This window comes from Isoptericola maris (assembly GCF_048065335.1).
Taxonomy (GTDB): Bacteria; Actinomycetota; Actinomycetes; order Actinomycetales; family Cellulomonadaceae; genus Isoptericola; species Isoptericola rhizosphaerae.
In genome coordinates this window covers 27038-43083 of the sequence record NZ_JBLUNY010000013.1, presented here as the reverse complement: position 1 = coordinate 43083, position 16046 = coordinate 27038, and the positions used below count along the sequence as shown (strand labels likewise).

General features: G+C 74.9%; 12 protein-coding genes. 5 read left to right on the top strand and 7 right to left on the bottom strand.

What is annotated here, in order from left to right; genetic code table 11:
* The first annotated feature begins 126 nt into the window (after nucleotides 1–126).
* On the top strand, nucleotides 127–1050 hold the full coding sequence (locus ACH5HR_RS15755) for a phosphotransferase (RefSeq protein ID WP_402372193.1): 924 nt from the start codon (nucleotides 127–129) through the stop codon (nucleotides 1048–1050).
* A gap of 163 nt (nucleotides 1051–1213) precedes the next feature.
* Here the strand turns inward: ACH5HR_RS15755 and ACH5HR_RS15750 are convergent, their stop codons facing one another.
* The 4 genes from ACH5HR_RS15750 to ACH5HR_RS15735 all read right to left on the bottom strand — a co-directional run bounded on the left by ACH5HR_RS15750 (nucleotide 1214) and on the right by ACH5HR_RS15735 (nucleotide 10020).
* Complete coding sequence (locus ACH5HR_RS15750; protein ID WP_416478744.1) at nucleotides 1214–2602, bottom strand: type II toxin-antitoxin system HipA family toxin; 1389 nt, start codon at nucleotides 2600–2602, stop codon at nucleotides 1214–1216.
* A complete protein-coding gene (locus ACH5HR_RS15745) occupies nucleotides 2595–2858 on the bottom strand; it encodes a helix-turn-helix transcriptional regulator (RefSeq protein WP_416478742.1) in 264 nt (87 codons plus the stop codon). Before ACH5HR_RS15745 ends, ACH5HR_RS15750 begins: the two co-directional genes overlap by 8 nt.
* A 92-nt stretch (nucleotides 2859–2950) precedes the next feature.
* Nucleotides 2951–6586 (bottom strand): ATP-dependent helicase, encoded by a 3636-nt coding sequence (locus tag ACH5HR_RS15740; protein WP_416478740.1) that lies wholly within the window; start codon nucleotides 6584–6586, stop codon nucleotides 2951–2953.
* Nucleotides 6583–10020, bottom strand: a complete 3438-nt coding sequence (locus ACH5HR_RS15735; RefSeq protein ID WP_416478738.1) for an ATP-dependent helicase — start codon at nucleotides 10018–10020, stop codon at nucleotides 6583–6585. Before ACH5HR_RS15735 ends, ACH5HR_RS15740 begins: the two co-directional genes overlap by 4 nt.
* A gap of 154 nt (nucleotides 10021–10174) precedes the next feature.
* Here ACH5HR_RS15735 and ACH5HR_RS15730 point away from each other — a divergent pair, with 154 nt between their 5' ends.
* Complete coding sequence (locus tag ACH5HR_RS15730; RefSeq protein WP_402372200.1) at nucleotides 10175–10399, top strand: DUF3107 domain-containing protein; 225 nt, start codon at nucleotides 10175–10177, stop codon at nucleotides 10397–10399.
* 118 nt (nucleotides 10400–10517) lie between these two features.
* Here ACH5HR_RS15730 and ACH5HR_RS15725 read toward each other — a convergent pair whose 3' ends face one another.
* Entirely contained in the window at nucleotides 10518–11273 is a 756-nt protein-coding gene (locus ACH5HR_RS15725) for a ferritin-like fold-containing protein (RefSeq protein ID WP_416478735.1), read from the bottom strand.
* A gap of 235 nt (nucleotides 11274–11508) precedes the next feature.
* Here ACH5HR_RS15725 and ACH5HR_RS15720 point away from each other — a divergent pair, with 235 nt between their 5' ends.
* On the top strand, nucleotides 11509–13176 hold the full coding sequence (locus tag ACH5HR_RS15720; protein ID WP_416478733.1) for a DEAD/DEAH box helicase: 1668 nt from the start codon (nucleotides 11509–11511) through the stop codon (nucleotides 13174–13176).
* Nucleotides 13177–13261: 85 nt separating this feature from the next.
* Nucleotides 13262–13561: a DUF1905 domain-containing protein gene (locus ACH5HR_RS15715; RefSeq protein ID WP_402372206.1), complete on the top strand. Its 300-nt coding sequence runs from the start codon at nucleotides 13262–13264 to the stop codon at nucleotides 13559–13561.
* A 27-nt stretch (nucleotides 13562–13588) separates the two neighbouring features.
* Here the strand turns inward: ACH5HR_RS15715 and ACH5HR_RS15710 are convergent, their stop codons facing one another.
* Both ACH5HR_RS15710 and ACH5HR_RS15705 read right to left on the bottom strand, forming a co-directional pair.
* Nucleotides 13589–14224 carry a MarC family protein gene (locus tag ACH5HR_RS15710; RefSeq protein WP_402372208.1) on the bottom strand — a complete coding sequence of 212 codons (636 nt, stop codon included), beginning with the start codon at nucleotides 14222–14224 and terminating at the stop codon, nucleotides 13589–13591.
* The gene (locus tag ACH5HR_RS15705; RefSeq protein ID WP_416478731.1) at nucleotides 14221–15072 is read right to left on the bottom strand and encodes a PHP domain-containing protein; all 852 of its coding nucleotides are present in this window, start codon (nucleotides 15070–15072) and stop codon (nucleotides 14221–14223) included. Before ACH5HR_RS15705 ends, ACH5HR_RS15710 begins: the two co-directional genes overlap by 4 nt.
* Before the next feature lie 96 nt (nucleotides 15073–15168).
* Between ACH5HR_RS15705 and ACH5HR_RS15700 the strand changes: the two genes are divergently transcribed.
* Nucleotides 15169–16023, top strand: coding sequence for an alpha/beta fold hydrolase (locus ACH5HR_RS15700; protein ID WP_416478729.1), 855 nt, complete (start codon nucleotides 15169–15171; stop codon nucleotides 16021–16023).
* The last annotated feature ends 23 nt before the right edge of the window (nucleotides 16024–16046 follow it).

The following is a 16046-nucleotide window of genomic DNA, read 5'->3' as shown; positions in this document are numbered from 1 at the left end:
GCCTGATCACGGTGCCTTTCGTGGCTGGCTGGAGCCAGCAGGTCTGACGCGCGGCGCCCGTCGGCCGGCCGGACACGCCCGGCGACGCAGCGACGCAGGGGCCCGCAGCCGCACTACGGTGGGCCTGTGCCCCGCAGCCAGCTCGCCCTCGCCGCGTTGTCGACGGCCGCCGTCCCCGGCCTCGACGCCCGGACCGTGCGGCGCGACGACGTGCCCGGGGACTACGACGTCGCGATCGTGACGACCGGTTCCGGCGAGGAGTGGATGGTGCGAGCGCCGACCACGGCACTGGCCGGAGCCGCCCTCGAGGCCGAGATCGAGCTGCTCGAGTCGCTCCACCTCTACGTCGACGCCGGGGTGCTGCCCTTCGCGGTGCCGCGGTTCGCCGGCTCGGCGCTGCTGCCCGAGGGTGGCCGCGCCGTCGTCCACGAGCGGCTGGGCGGCTCGCCGCTGGACATCGCTGCGCTGCGTCCCGGGCCCGGCCTGGCAGCCGACCTCGGACGGACGCTCGCCGCGGTCCACGAGCTGCCCGCCGCCGTCGTCGAGGCGTGCGGGCTCCCGTCCTACACGTCGGCCGAGTACCGCGAGCGCCGGCTCGTGGAGCTCGACGAGGCCGCCGCCACGCGGCGGGTCCCGAGCGCCCTGCTGCGTCGGTGGGAGACGGCGCTGGAGGACGTGAGCCTGTGGCGCTTCCAGCCGGTGGTGGTGCACGGTGACCTCGCCCCGGACCAGGTGCTCGTCTCGGGCAACCGGGTGACGAGCATCAGCGGCTGGTCCGACGCCCGCGTCGCGGACCCTGCGGACGACCTCGCCTGGCTGCTCGCCGCCGCCCCGCCGGAGTGCGTGGACGCGATCATGGAGGCCTACCAGCTCCGGCGTACCGAGCTCACCGACCCGCGCCTCGTGGACCGCGCGCTGCTGGTCAGCGAGCTGGCGCTGGCGCGATGGCTCATGCACGGCGTGCGCCGCCGGCTCCCCGACGTCGTCGCCGACGCCGAGTCGATGCTGGCGGACCTGGACGAGGCGACCCGCGAGGACACCCCCGCCTGACTCCTCGCACGAGGCACTCGCGCGCAGCGGAACCGCAGCCTCAGGCGAGAGAGCACCGCCTGAGGCGGAGGTGCAGCGCAGCGTGAGGGCCGAGGGACGAGGCACTCGCGCGCAGCGGAACCGCAGCCTCAGGCGAGAGAGCACCGCCTGAGGCGCTGCCTCATCAGCGCCCTGGGCGAGACCTCCAGAAGCCCGGAACGTACCGGTCCCCGCGGTGGTGTCCCTCGACCCACGTCCTCCCGTCCGGATCGTCTTGCTTCCGGTCCTCGGGCACCAGAGTGCGCAGGTCCCGGAGCACGTCAGCGCTTCGGGTCGCAGCGCGGTCGACGAACCCGTCACCAGCGGATGCTCCGACCACCCTTCGCGCACCGCCGACGGCGTCGTGCACGGCATCCGGCAGACCTTGGGCCAACGCGCGGACCCGTTCGATGAACCAATCCGCCTCGACACCCAGGTCCGCGGCCGCTCGCACGAGGTGCCTCGCTCCGATCGCCCGGAGCCGGTACTCGCCTCCCAGCTTCATCGCCAGCCTGCTCTTGAACCGCACCTCGTGCGGATCCAGCAGGAGCGCGGCGCTGATCACGTCGTACAGCGGCGCGAATGCTGTCGAGGACCCGGCATGCAGCAGTGCGAAGTTCTTCGCGTGAGCGTCCGTGCCCGCCGCCACCCAGTTGAAGGCGACGGCGGACGCGAACTGTTCGCGCGCATCGGCCAGTCGGCGTCGGTCGACCGCGGTGTCGAGCGTGTCGGCCAGCTCACGGACCGAGGGACCACCGTCAGCCTCGTACTTGCTTGCGCGCCACAGGCCTCGCGCCTGACACATGTCCTCCTGGTGCAGGCGGCTGATGGTGCCGTCGTCTCGCACGATGCGGTCGAATCGACGCACGATGACCGCCGCCTGCTCCTCAAAGGTCTCGAGGTGGGTCTCGGCGACACGCAGACCGAGCTGCTGCGCGGCACGCATCGTCACGTGTTCAGCCAGGTCGCTGCCCTCGAGTCCGGCGATACCCACCTTGACGATGTGCGTACTCGGCATGCGCCCCGTCGGCTGGTGCCAGGACCCGTCGACGCGCGTCAGTGCGAACTTGCCCTGCTGTCCACCGAGGGAGAAGCGCCCGCCGTGCTCGTCGAACGTCCAGGCGCTGTCGTCTGCGTGCAGGGTGCGCAGGTGTCGGGCGATGTCTCCCTCGTTCAGCGCCACGACCGCGCCCTCCGCGGTGGGATCCTCGCCCTCAGGCAGCACCTGGACCGCTCCGGCGCAGTCGGCTCCCATGCGCTCCAGCAGCCCGAAGACGGTCGGGCGCCGCAGCTCCAGGTCGGCGGCCCAGCGCTGCCGGACGTCGTCGTTGTCGGGAAGGAGGTTGTCGAACCACGGGCCGGCGGCATCGCTGCCGTGGTACTCCTGCGTGCGAGGCATCGACACGCTCAGCGCGGGAGCCGCCCGTCGGTGCCGGTACTCGGACGTGTAGCGGAACTCGATACTGTCGTCACGGCGGCGCGCGAGCGTGCCGGCATGCAGCCCGTTCAGCCAGACAGCGAGGTGATCAGCCATGCGTGGCGCCCAGGACCAGATCCAGGTCGGGCTCGCCCTCGTCGGGGCTGACGTCCACGAGAAGGTCGACCGTCCGCAGCGCGTCGAGCATCAGATCCAGTCGAGAGGTCGGGGACCCGGCCTCGGCCGAGATGACCCACTGGCGCGACGTAGCGATGCGGCCGGCGAGCTCCGCCTGCGTCATGCCGGCCCGCTTTCTGGCCTCACGCAGCAATCGCCCCAGATCCTCTGCCGTCGAGACGAGCACGATCGTCACCTCCATCAAATGTCAACCAGCCATGACATTCTTGCCAATGTCATCGCTGATTAACACTAGCAGAGATGTCAGGCATGAATAACATGTGCTGCCTACGAGCCGCGGACCAGGGCGTCCAGGCCCGCCTCGTCCAGCAGCTCGGCCGGCCGCACCGTCGTACCGGAGGCCACGTACACGAAGGCGGCGCTCACCTTCTCCACGGGCAGGCCGGACCAGCGGGCCCAGGCCAGCCGGTAGGCGGCGAGCTGCACCTCGCGCTGGGCGCGGTCGGCCGGCTCCCGTGGTTCGCGGCCTGTCTTCCAGTCCACGACGACGACGGCGGGCGGCTCGCCCGGCGCCGGTGGCGGAGCGTCGGGGTCGACGAACACGGCGTCCATACGTGAACGCACCATCACCCCGGCGATCGGCGTCTCGACGTCCTGCTCGATCGCGACCGGGGTGAGCGCGGCCCATGGCGTCTGCTCGAACCGGGTGCGCAGGTCCGCCAGCGCCAGGTCGGTCGCGACGTCGAGCTCGTCCGCACCCGGCATGTCCTCGACGTCCATGAGCGAGGCCGAGGAGTAGAACTGCTCGACCCAGGCGTGGAACAGGGTGCCGCGCCGGGCGTGCACCGTCGGTTCGTTCGGCACAGGGCGGCGGAGCTGCCGGGCGAACTCGTCCCGGTCTCGGGCCAGGCGCACCAGCCCCGACGCCGAGACGTGCGCGGGCATCTCCACCGACGGCTCGTCACGCTCGCCGCGCTCGGCCAGCAGGATGCGGGCGAGCTCGACCAGGTCGTGCCCGGCACCGTCGAGCAGCACACCGTCCGCGGGGGCCGCCCCCGAACGGGCGGCGGCGGCCACCTGCTCCGCGGTCTCGCGCAGCACCTCGCGCGGGGCCCCTCCTCGTCCCTGGTCCGCGCCGGCCGACACGGTGCTGGAGTCCGGGGTGCCGTCGTCAGGCACGTCGGGCGCCGACTCCCGCGCCGGCCAGACGTCCGTCCGCTCGACGTCGTCGCGGGGGTTGGAGATCTCCGCGTCGGGCGCCGGTACCCAGCCCGTGGCGTCGACGAGCCCGGCCTCGGCGAGCTCGGCCAGGAACGGTGAGACGCGCCGCGGGCGGGAGCCCGTACCCCACCAGTGCGCGGTGCAGAACAGCTCACGCCGGGCGCGGGTGAAGGCGACATAGGCGAGACGACGCTCCTCCGCGAGCTGGTGAGCCCCGCAGTCGAGCCGGAACTCGTCGCGCCGAGCCACCAGGTCCTTGGTGTCGGTGGCCGCCTCGAACCGGAAGACCGGCAGGTCGTGAGCGTCCCCGCGCAGGTGGTACGGCAGCTCGCCGAGCCCCGTGAGCCAGCCGCTGCTCGTGCGCCCCTTCGACGTCTCCGCCTGGGTGGGGAAGATGCCGTCCACGAGGCCCGGCACCGCGACCACGTCCCACTCCAGGCCCTTGGCGGCGTGCGCGGTGATCACCTGGACCGCGTCCGGGTCGGGCTCGCGGACGGGCATGTCGAGCCCGCGCTCCTGGTCACCGGCCACACCCAGCCAGGCGAGGAACGCGCCGAGGGTCGCGACGTCGGCCGACTGGGCGAAGCTCGCCGCGACGTCCCGGAAGGCGTCGAGGTGCTCGCGGCCCCGGCGGCTGATCCCCTCGGCGGCGGGCGCACCGCCCGGCCCGGCGCTGACGGCGCTCGCGAGCATCTCGGCGGTGGCCACCTCGACGTCGAGGCCCAGCGCGCGCTCCGCGGCCACGACGAGCTCGGGCAGCGACAGGTAGGTCAGCGAGCGCAGCTCGCGCAGCAGGCGGGCGAGCGCAGTCAGCCGGGTGTGGCCGTCGGGCGTGAGGACCCGGCCGTCGCGAGCGGGCCGGCCCGGCTCGGGCAGGTCGTCGAGCGCGTCGACGATGGACCGGTGGTCGACGACGTCACCCTCGACGACCTGTGCGTGCTCGTCGTGGAGCCCCGGTTCCGACGGGACCGCCTCGGCGTCGGCCGAGGCCCGTCGGCGAGGCGCGTCACGCCGCGCGAGGTCGGCTGCCCACGAGCCGAGGGCGTGCAGGTCGGCGGCACCGAGGTTGACCCGGGGGCCGGTGAGCAGGCGGAGCAGCGAGTCGCCGCGGGACGGGTCGTGCACGGCCTCGAGCAGCGCGACGACGTCCACCACCTCCGGCGTGGTGAGCAGGCCGCCGAGCCCCACGACCTCCACCGGCAGCCCGCGCCGGCGCAGCGCCGTCTCCAGGGCGGCGAACTGCGAGCGGGCGCGGCACAGCACGGCCGCGGTGACCCGGTCGGAGCCGTCGGGTCGGGTGGCGCGCCGCCACCGGGCAGCCACGAAGTCCGCGACGGACTCCGCCTCCTCCTCCAGGGTGGCGGCCACGTGGGCCGTCACCGCTCCGGTGCCTGCGCCGGGCCGCAGGTCGAGCGGCGGCACCCGGACCGCCGTCGTCGGCCCCGCCTCATCACGGAGCGGGGCCGAGGCGACGTTGGCGGCGGCCAGCACCGCGGCGTCGTTGCGCCACGACGTGCTGAGGTAGCGCACCGCGGCGGCGCCTCCGTCGGCGTGGGCGAACCGCTGCGGGAACCGCGCCAGGCCCGACGCCGAGGCGCCGCGCCAGCCGTAGATCGACTGGTGCGGGTCTCCGACGGCGGTCACGGCGTGCCCCGCGCAGAACAGTCCGGCAAGCAGCTCCACCTGGGCGAACGACGTGTCCTGGTACTCGTCGAGCAGCACCACCCGGTACCTGGCACGCTCAGCGGCACCGACCGCAGGGACGGTACGGGCCAGCTCGGCGGCGAGCGACACCTGGTCGCCGAAGTCCAGGGAGTCGCTGTGCCGCTTGCGCCGCCGGTACTCGGCGACCAGTCCCAGCAGCCGCGACCGTTCGGCCACGGACCCGATGAGCTGGTCGACGTCCTTGGTGCGGGCACGCTGCCTCGGCCCGGGCGGAAGGGAGTCGAGCCGGACCACGACGTCGTCCAGCGCCTCGCGCGCCTCGTCCACGTCGAGCAGGTGTTCCCCGAGGGCACCCGACAGGGACAGCACCGCACCGACGACGGTGCTCACCGCCTTGTCGGTGCCGAGGTCGCCGTCCCAGGACTCCACGACCTCGGCCGCCAGCTGCCACTGGTTGGCCTCCCCGAGCAGCCGGGACCCGGGCTCGACGCCGAGGCGCAGGCCGTGGTCCGCGACCAACGAGGCGGCATAGGCGTTGTAGGTGGCGATCGTGGGGCGGGCCAGCAGGTCCAGGTCGGCCGCAGACCGGCCCTGGGCGCGCGCGAGCTGCCCGAGCCGTGACTGCACGCGGGAGGAGAGCTCCCCCGCGGCCTTGCGGGTGAACGTCAGCCCGAGGACCTCCTCCGGCTCCACGAGCTCGTTCGCGATGAGCCAGACGACCCGTGCCGCCATCGTCTCCGTCTTGCCCGACCCGGCGCCGGCGACGACGAGCACCGGCTCGAGCGGCGCCTCGATGACGGCGACCTGCTCGTCCGTCGGGGCCGGCCGGCCGAGCAGACCGGCGATGTCCCGCGCCGAGAGCCGGGGCCGCGCAGGCTCCTCGACGGCACCGCTCGACGGCCCGGGCGGGCCGGGCTCGTCCAGCTCCGGGAACCCGAGCTGGACGCTGCGCGGCTCGGTGCCGAGCGCCGACCAGTCGAGACCGCCGAGCTGATCGGCGCCTTGCTCGGCGCCGTGCTCGGCGCCGTCCCGCCGCTCGGCACCGCGCGCCGGCTCCGGGACGTGCGGGGTGGTCACGAGATCACGCTCCGTCCCTCGGTCTGCACGGGGCAGCTGCGCCGCACCGGGCACATGCTGCACAGGTCGTTCTCCCGGGCGGTGAACGCCGAAGCCGCCATCGTGTCCGCGGCCTGTTCGACGAGCGAGCGCGCCCAGCTCGACCCGTCCGCACCGGGCTCCAGCGCACCCTGCCCGCGCACCGTGGGCCCCTTGGTCGGGGTGCCGACGAAGACCAGCCGCGCGCCGGCGCTGCGCGTCCCCTCCGGCAGGTCCAGGGCACCGTCGGTGACGGCGAGCTGATAGGCGCCGAGCTGCGGGTTCTCCGCCGCCTTGTCCTTCGACGGCGCGCTGCGCCCCGTCTTGAGGTCGGCGACGGTCACGGCGTCCTCGCCGTCGGCCTCGACCCGGTCGATCTTCCCGCGCAGGCGCGCCCGGCCCAGCGTCAGGTCGAAGGCCGGCTCGACCAGCACCGGCTCCCCGGAGTCCTGGTAGTACTCGGCCAGGCGCGCCACCATCTCGTCGGCCCGACGGCGCAGCTGGCGGCTGGGCCAGCCCTCCGGCAGGGCGAGCTCGGGCCACCGCCGGTCGAGCTCGGCACGCAGCACGCTCAACGAGGCCTTCGGGTGCTCCTCCGCGATGCTGTGCACGAGCGTGCCGAGGGTCTGGTGGGTCGCGTCGGGCGCCGTCCCGCCCGCCGACTCGAAGGCCCACCGCAGCGCGCAGGTGGTGACCGTGTCGACCTTGGACGGCGAGACCACGACCTCGTCCTCCGGCCCCCACAGCGCCGCGTCGCTGGAGACGTGCGCCACGCCGTACCAGGTGCGCGGGTCGGCCTCCGGCACACCGGCGTCGGCAAGCCGGGCCAGCAGCGTGGCCGCGGTCTCGGCGCGCGGGTCCGTGCCGCCGTCGGCCGTGTCCGGACGCGCGGTCGCGGACCGCACGAGCTCCGCCCGCGCGGCGGCCACGACGCCCCGCAGGTCCAGCGGCGGCCCCACCGCGGCACGTCGCGGGTCGGGGCCGTCGACGGCGCCCTCGTCACGGGGCGACACCAGGTCGCAGAAGACGGAGGGGCTGTCCTCGGCATCCTCGACGGCCGTGACGAGCAGCCGGCGGCTCGGCCGGGAGACGGCGACGGCGAACGCCCGCAGCTCGTCCGCGAGCACCTGACCGCGGGCCTCCTTGCCGACGCCGTGCGCATCCTGCGCGCGTCCCGCGAGCAGCTCGACGAGCGCCTGGGACCCGAGCAGCGAGTCGCGCAGCCGCAGGTCCGGCCAGACCCCGTCCTGCACGCCGGCCACCACCACGACGTCCCACTCGCGCCCGGCGGCCCCGGCCGGGGTCAACGCCTCGACGGCACGGGCACCGGTGGCCGCGGCGGCGAGGGAGTCGGCGGGCAGGTCCTGCGAGGCGAGGTAGTCGACGAAGGCTCCCACCGACGCGCCCGGCATGCGCTCGACGTACGTCTCGGCTGCACGGAACAACGCGAGCACCGCGTCGAGGTCGCGGTCCGCGCGCACGCCGGCCGGCCCGCCCGCGAGCGCCATGTCGCGCCACCGTTCCGCCAGGCCGGTCGCCGCCCACACGGCCCACAGCACCGTCTGCGCCGTCGCGCCGTCGACCGCCGCGGCCTCGCGCCCCGCAGCCAGCACCCGCGCGACCGCGACCGGGCCGCGACGGACCGTGGACGGCAGCGTCGCCGCCCGAGCCGGATCACCCAGGACCTCCACGAGCAGCGCGTCGGACGACCGCCCGCCCCCGCCCGACAGCTCCTCGGAGCGCAGCGCGCGGCGCAGCCGACGCAGGGACACCGCGTCGAGCCCGCCGATCGGGGACGTGAGCAGCAGCGCCGCGGTCTCGGCGTCGAGACCGGGCACAAGGTGCGCGGCGGCCGGCGGCACGTCGTCGATCATCTCGGCGTCCGGCACCTCGAGGTCGGACGCCTCGGACGAGGTACCTCCGGCCGCGGCGTCGCCGTGGTGTGCGGAGGTCGGCCGCAGCTCGGCGAGCATCCGGTCCAGCCCGCCCGGCCCCGTGCACACGCGTAGAGCGGCGAGCAGGGGGACGACGGCGGGCTCGTCACGCAGCGGCACGTCCGAGCCGAGCAGCGCCACCGGCACCGAGGCCGCGACGAGGTCACGGCGCAGCGCGGCGAGCCGGTCGCCGCTGCGCGCGAGGACCGCCATCCGCTCCCACGGCGTGCCGTGCAGCAGGTGCTCGGCACGCAGCTCGCGGGCGATGTAGGCCGCCTCCTGGGCGGTGCCCGCGAGGACGGCGACGTCGGCCCGCGCCGCACGGAGCGTCGGGACCGGCCCGTCGTGCAGGTCGTCACCGACCGGGGCGTCGCCGTCGTGCTCCGCGCCCTGCGTCGGGTCCGGCCGCGGTGCCGCACCGCGGTGCAGGGCGCCCGACACCGTGGCGACGCGCGACGTGATCGCGCGCGTCACCTCGCGGAGCCGGTCCGGCTGGCGCCACGCCGTGCTCAGGACGACGGTGCGGGCGTCGAAGGCACCCGTCTCGCCGGGCCGGGCGGCGGCCCGCCCGACCAACGCCGGCGCCGCACCGCGGAAACCCTGTACGGCCGCATCAGGGTCGGCGAGCAGCACGAGCCGCGCCCCGGCGTCGTGCAGGGCACCGAGCAGGCGCGCGGTCGCGACGGTCGACTCCTGGTGGTCGTCCACCACCACGAGATCCCAGGTGGGTGCGGCCGTGCCGGGCACGTCCCACGTGGCCAGCGTGTGGGCGGCCTCGTCGACCACGACGGCCGGGTCGTAGCGCGCACCCGCGTCGGGCGTGCCGAGCCGCAGGGCCGTGACGTCTAGGTACTCCTCGTAGAGGCGGGCGACCAGGCGCCACTCGGGGCGCTCGTGGCGGCGCCCCAGCTCGTCCAGGTCCACGGGTGCCAGCCCGCGCTCGGCGGCACGCATCAGGAGGTCCCGCAGCTCCTGGCGCAGACCGCGCAGTCCGAGCGACTCCTCGGGCAGCCCGTCCGGCAGCGGCAGGGGCGCCCCCTCCCCGGCCAGGTGCCCCGCCAGGAGCTCCGCGAGCACCAGGTCCTGCTCCGGCCCCGAGACCAGGGTGGGCGGCGGCTCGCCGAGGGCGGCCGCACGTGTGCGCAGCACCGAGAACGCCGCCGAGGCGGCCGTGCGCACCATCGGGGCACCGATCGTCCGCCCGGCGGCGGCGGCCACCTCGTCCCGCAGGCGCGCCGCCGAGCGCCGGGTCGCAGCGAGCACGAGAACCCGGGACGGCTCGGTCCCCGACGCGATCGCCCGCACCGCCACCTCCCGCGCCACCGTCGTCTTGCCGGAACCTGGCGCCCCCACCACCAGCGTGGCCGGGCCGCGGAGCGCCGTCGCCACCGCCGTCTGCTGCGACTCGTCCAGCACGACGGCGGCCCCGGCGGTCTGCGCGGGGGCCGGCGGCGCGAGGCGGACGGTGGCGGTGGCTGTCACGAGTGAGATTCGATCACGCGCCACCGACAGGCTCGGCCGCCCGTCCGTTCACCCTGCGCGGACGATGCCGCCAGGAGCCACCGCCGTGCATAGGATCGTGGCAGCCCGTCCACCCGGCGCCGCAGGCTGCGGCGCCACGCGCGAAGGAGTCAACGTGGAGATCACGATCGGTGTGCAGAACCTGAGCCGCGAGCTGGTCGTCGAGACCGACCAGAGCGCCGACGACGTCGCCAAGGCGGTCCGCAAGGCACTCGACGGAGCTTCCGCGCTCGAGCTCAAGGACGCCAAGGGCCGCCTGATCATCGTGCCGTCCGCGACCATCGGGTACGTCGAGATCGGCAGCGGCGAGCAGCGCCCGGTCGGCTTCGGGAGCCTCTGAGCCCGACAGCACCTGAGCCTCGGCAGCACGAGCGCACGACGCGGCGACGGCCCGGCGATCGAGATCGCCGGGCCGTCGGCCGTCCTGAGCAGCGGCCGACGGCCGTCTCGGGCCGTCGCTAGGCCGCGAGCCGCATCCGGTCCATGCGGCGCGTGTGCTCCCCCGTCAGCCGCGCCACCAGCCAGGACCGGACGGCGCCCTCGGTCTCCCGGCCCGCGGGCAGGTCCGCGCCCAGCCGGGCGGCCGCCTCGGCACCGAGCACGACCAGCTCCGGACGCCGGCCGAGCAGGACGGTGACCATGCCGAGCGCCTCGCCGACCACCCGCCGACCCCACAGCGCGAGCCGGGAGGCGAGCACCTCGTCGGCCGCCGCCATACGGGCCAGCAGCCAGATCGCCTCGGCGTCGGCCCCGGCGTCGGCCCCGGCCTCCGGTCCCGGGGCGGGCCGCTCGAGGACCTTGCGCACCGCCCGGCCGCGCGACCCGTCGAGGCCACCCGCCACGATCCGGCAGAAGTCCTGCGCGACGCCATGGCCCACGACGCCCTTGAGCAGGCCCTCGGCCCAGGCGTCCGTGCGGGTACGGGCGTCGAAGTCGGCGAGCACGTCGTCGAAGGGCTCCATGACCGCCGCGCCCACCACGCCGGGCACGACGCCGTCGTCGGCGCTCACCAGCGCGAAGAGCGCGCGCTGCCGGGCCAGCGCCCGGTCGGCGCCGTCGGCCAGCGCCTGCCGGGTCGCGAGATCCGGCGCGTCGACCGAACGTGCGGCCAGCAGGCCGAACTCCGCGAGCTCGGTGTAGGCCGCGAGGCCCACGAGCTCGACGACCGGTGCGGGGACGGTGGGGTCGACGCCGGCGGCGGTGCGGGGGCTCATCACCGGACCAGGATAGGCGGCGGCGTGACCGACGCCTCCCGCCGGTCGGTGTGCGTTCGGATACGATGGTGTGGTACTTCGGTTGCCCGGTCGTCTCGATGCTGACCCGCCGCGCTCACCGCGCGATGTACTTCCGCGATCGGCTGCCGACCACCTCGGCGCTGCGTGCGACCCGCGGCAAGCCCTCTGGGCAGCCCTCGCGGTCCGTCGCGCCGACGACATGCGAAGGCACCACGTGACCACCACAGACATCACTCCGGACGGCGCCGCAGACGCCACGGCCGGAGCCGACCCGTCGACCGACGAGCCCGACTACTCGTCCGCCTCGGCCATCCAGGCCCAGGACGTCAGCTTCGCCGACTTCGGCGTTCGCGAGGAGATCGTCCGCGCGCTCGGCGACTCCGGCATCACCCACCCCTTCCCGATCCAGGCGATGACCCTCCCGGTCGCCCTGCAGGGCCACGACATCATCGGCCAGGCCAAGACCGGTACCGGCAAGACCCTCGGGTTCGGCGTGCCGCTGCTGCACCGCGTGATCGCGCCCGGCGAGACCGGCTACGACGAGCTGCCCGCACCCGGCAAGCCGCAGGCGCTCGTCGTTGCTCCGACCCGCGAGCTCGCCTCGCAGGTGGCGCGCGACCTCGAGACCGCGTCCAAGCACCGCACGGTCCGGATCGTGCAGATCTACGGCGGCCGTGCGTACGAGCCCCAGATCGAGACCCTCAGCACAGGTGTCGAGGTCGTCGTCGGCACGCCGGGCCGCATGGTCGACCTGCTCAACCAGGGCCACCTGAACCTGACCCGCGCCGCGACCGTCGTGCTCGACGAGGCGGACGAGATGCTCGACCTCGGGTTCCTGCCCGACGTCGAGAAGATCCTGTCCCGCACCCCCGCCGTGCGCCACACGATGCTCTTCTCGGCCACCATGCCCGGCCCGGTCGTGTCCATGGCCCGTCGCTACATGTCGCAGCCGACGCACATCCGCGCGGCCGACCCGGACGACGAGGGCGCCACCGTCAAGAACACCCGCCAGGTGGTCTACCGCGCCCACGCCCTGGACAAGGTCGAGGTCCTGGCCCGCATCCTGCAGGCGGAGGGCCGCGGCCGCACGATCGTGTTCGCCCGCACCAAGCGCACCGCCGCGAAGGTCTCCGACGAGCTGCGCACCCGCGGTTTCGCCGCCGGCGCCATCCACGGCGACCTCGGCCAGGGCGCCCGCGAGCAGGCCCTGCGCGCGCTGCGGCACGGCAACATCGACGTGCTGGTGGCGACCGACGTCGCGGCCCGCGGCATCGACGTCACCGACGTGACGCACGTCGTCAACTACCAGTGCCCCGAGGACGAGCGCACCTACCTGCACCGCATCGGACGCACCGGCCGCGCGGGCAACAAGGGCACCGCGATCACGTTCGTCGACTGGGACGACGTCCCCCGCTGGCAGATGATCGACCGCACGCTCGACCTCGGTCACCCCGAGCCGGTGGAGACCTACTCGTCCTCGCCGCACCTGTTCAGCGACCTCGGCATCCCCGAGGGCACCAAGGGCCGTCTGCCGAAGGGCGCCCAGAAGCTCGGCGGCCTCGACGCGGAGGAGCTCGAGGACCTCGGCGAGACCGGCAAGCGCACCGCCGGAGACCGCGACGGCGGGCGTGGCGGCCGTGGCGGGCGCGACGGCGGGCGTGGAGGCCGTGGCGGCCAGAGCGGTCGGAGCGGCCAGGGCCGCGGCCCTCGCACCGGCGAGAACCGGCGCTCGGGCGGTCAACGGTCCGAGAACCGGGGGTCCGACGGCGGCACGCGGCCCGACGACAAGCCTGCCGGCGAGGGCTCCGGCGAGGGCCAGCGCCGTCGTCGGCGTCGTCGTCGCAACCCCAGCGGCGGCTCGGGCGAGGGCCAGCAGGACTGAACCGGCACGACAGGTGGGGCCGGCGATCTCGCAAGATCGCGGGCCCCACCTGTGTGCTGTCGGTGCCGTCCCCTAGCCTGCGAGCATGCAGCTCACCTTCACCGCGCCCCTGTGGCAGTGGAAGGCCCGGCAGGACGACGCATGGTGGTTCGTCACCGTGCCGCCCGACGAGTCGGACGCCCTGGCCGACCTGCCGCTCCCACCCCGGGGGTTCGGCTCGATCCGGGTGCGCGTCACGGTGGGCGGCACCACCTGGAGCACGTCGGTGTTCCCCTCCTCGGAGGAGAACGGCTACGTGCTGCCCATGAAGCAGGCCGTCCGCCGGGCCGAGGGCCTGGAGCCGGACGCCCCGGTCCACGTCACCCTCGAACCGCGCGACGTCTGAGCGCCTCGCCAACCCGGTCCGCCCCCCCTACCCCGTGCGCACGAACGCGAAGACCGCGTCGGCGATCTGCTGCACGGCGATCGCCGCGAGCAGGATGCCGGCGATCCGCGTGATGAGCGTGACCCCGGAGTCCCGCAGGACGCGGTGCAGCACGTCGGCGAAGCGCATCGCCAGGTAGAGGCTGACGTGCACCAGCACGATGGCCACCGAGAGCGCCACGATCGCCGGCACGCCCTCGTCCTCCGTGCGCGCCTGCTGGACGAACACCATGGTCGCCACGATGGCGCCGGGGCCGGCCAGGAGCGGCGTGCCGAGCGGCACCAGCGCCACGTTCGCGCCCGGCGTCGCGGCCGTCGCGTCGCCGGAGTCGAACTTCCCGGTCAGGAGCTGCATCGCGACGATGAGGAGCAGCAGACCCCCGGAGGCCTGCAGCGCCGCCAGCGAGATCCCCATGTACTGCAGGAGCTGCTGGCCGAACAGCGCGAAGACCACGATGACGCCGAACGCCACGGCGACGGCCTGCAGCGCCGCGCGGCTGCGCTGCTTGGCGCCCATCGTCGAGGTGAGCGCCAGGAAGACCGGGATGGTGCCGGGCGGGTCCATGATCACCCAGAGCGTCACGAACGCCTGCGTGAACAGCGTCAGGTCGATCACCTGGCTCACGGCCGCAGCACCTCCAGCCCGCCCCGTCGCTCGATCTCCGCCAGCACCGCGGGATCCGTCGTGTTCTCGCCGATCCGGTTGAGCTTGCCACCACCGTGGTAGTCGCTGGACCCGGTGGTCAGCAGGCCCAGCTCGGCGGCGATCTCCCGCAGGCGGGCGCGGTCCGCCTCGTCGTGGTCGCGGTGGTCCACCTCCAGCCCGGCGAGGCCTGCGTCCGCCAGCGCCGCCAGCGTCTCCTCGTCCACCACGCGGCCCCGCTTCCCGGCCCGCGGATGGGCCATGACCGGCACCCCGCCCGCGGCGAGGACCGCCCGGACGGCGTCCGCGGTGTCCGGGGCGTAGTGGGGCACGTAGTACGGGGCGCCCGGGTGCAGCATGGTCGCGAACGCCTCGTCGCGGTCGGCCACGACACCCGCCGCCACGAGCGCGTCCGCGAGGTGCGGACGCCCCACCGTGGCGCCGTCGTGCGTCTGGGCGACGACGTCCTGCCAGGTCACCGGGAAGTCCTCGGCCAGCCGGTCGGTCATCCGACGCGCCCGCATCAGCCGGTCGTCGCGGGTGCGGGCCAGCTCGGTCACGAGGGCCGGGTGCGCGGGGTCGTGCAGGTAGGCGAGCAGGTGGACGCTGATGCCGCCGTCGGGCGTCGCGCTCCGCGTGGAGATCTCCGTGCCGCGCACCAGGGCGACGCCCGTGCTCGCCACCGCCGCGGCCGCCTCGGCCCAGCCGCTGGTGGTGTCGTGGTCGGTGAGCGCCACGACCGCCAGGCCGGCAGCGGCGGCGGCCTCCAGGACCTGACGCGGCGTGTCCGTGCCGTCTGACGCGCGCGAGTGCGTGTGGAGGTCGATCACCCGGCAAGTGTACGGACGGCGATGCTCACAACGTCTCCACGGGGCCTGACGCGGCCGTCCGCCAGCGGTCCTCGACCACGCGCGACCATCGGAAGGATGGACCAGCACACCGATCCGGCACGGCACGACGCCCGCCCCCAGGACGGGCGGTCCACGGCTGCGCGCCCGGGCGTCGTGTTCGTCCACGGGATGCGGACGTCGTCGGCGATCTGGAGCTCCCAGGTGGACCATGTGCGGCGCGCCGGCCACGAGGCGGTGGCCGTCGACCTGCCCGCCCACGGCGCGCGCCGCGCCGAACGCTTCTCCATGGGGCGGGCGTTCGAGGTGATCGACGGCGCGGCGAGCTCGTTCCGCCCCGGCACCCCCGTCGTCGTCGTCGGCCTGTCCCTCGGCGGCTACACGTCGCTCGCGTGGGCCGCGCGCCGCACCCGTGCCGCGCCCGACGGCGGCGCTCCGCACCTCGCCGGGGTCGTCGCCGCGGCCTGCACGGCCGATCCCCGGGGCAAGCCGGTGGCCCTCTTCCGCGACGCCGCCCGGCTCGCCGTCTCGGGGACGACGGCGGCACGGCGGGCTGCTCTTCGCACCTGGCGCGCTCCGCTCGGGTGGGTCCGCAGCCGCCCCGGCGGCACGGACGTGCCCGCCGTCCACACCGGAGCGCCGGGCGGCATGGTGGACGAGGCGTACCGGCCCGGCTGGGACGTCGTGACGGACGCGCTCACAGGGCTCGCCGGCCGGTCCTCCGTGGCGAGCCTGCGCGCGATCCGGGCGCCCGTCTGGCTCGTCAACGGCGCCCGTGACCGCATGCGTCTCGAGGAGTCCCGACATCTGGCCGCCGCCGCCCGCGGCGCGCTCGTCGTGGTGCCCGACGCCGGGCACGACGTCAACACCGAGGCACCCGCGGCGTTCAACCACACCCTCTCCCGGGCGCTCGACGAGTTCGCCCGCCGGTGACCGCGCCTCGACCTGCGGTGCGC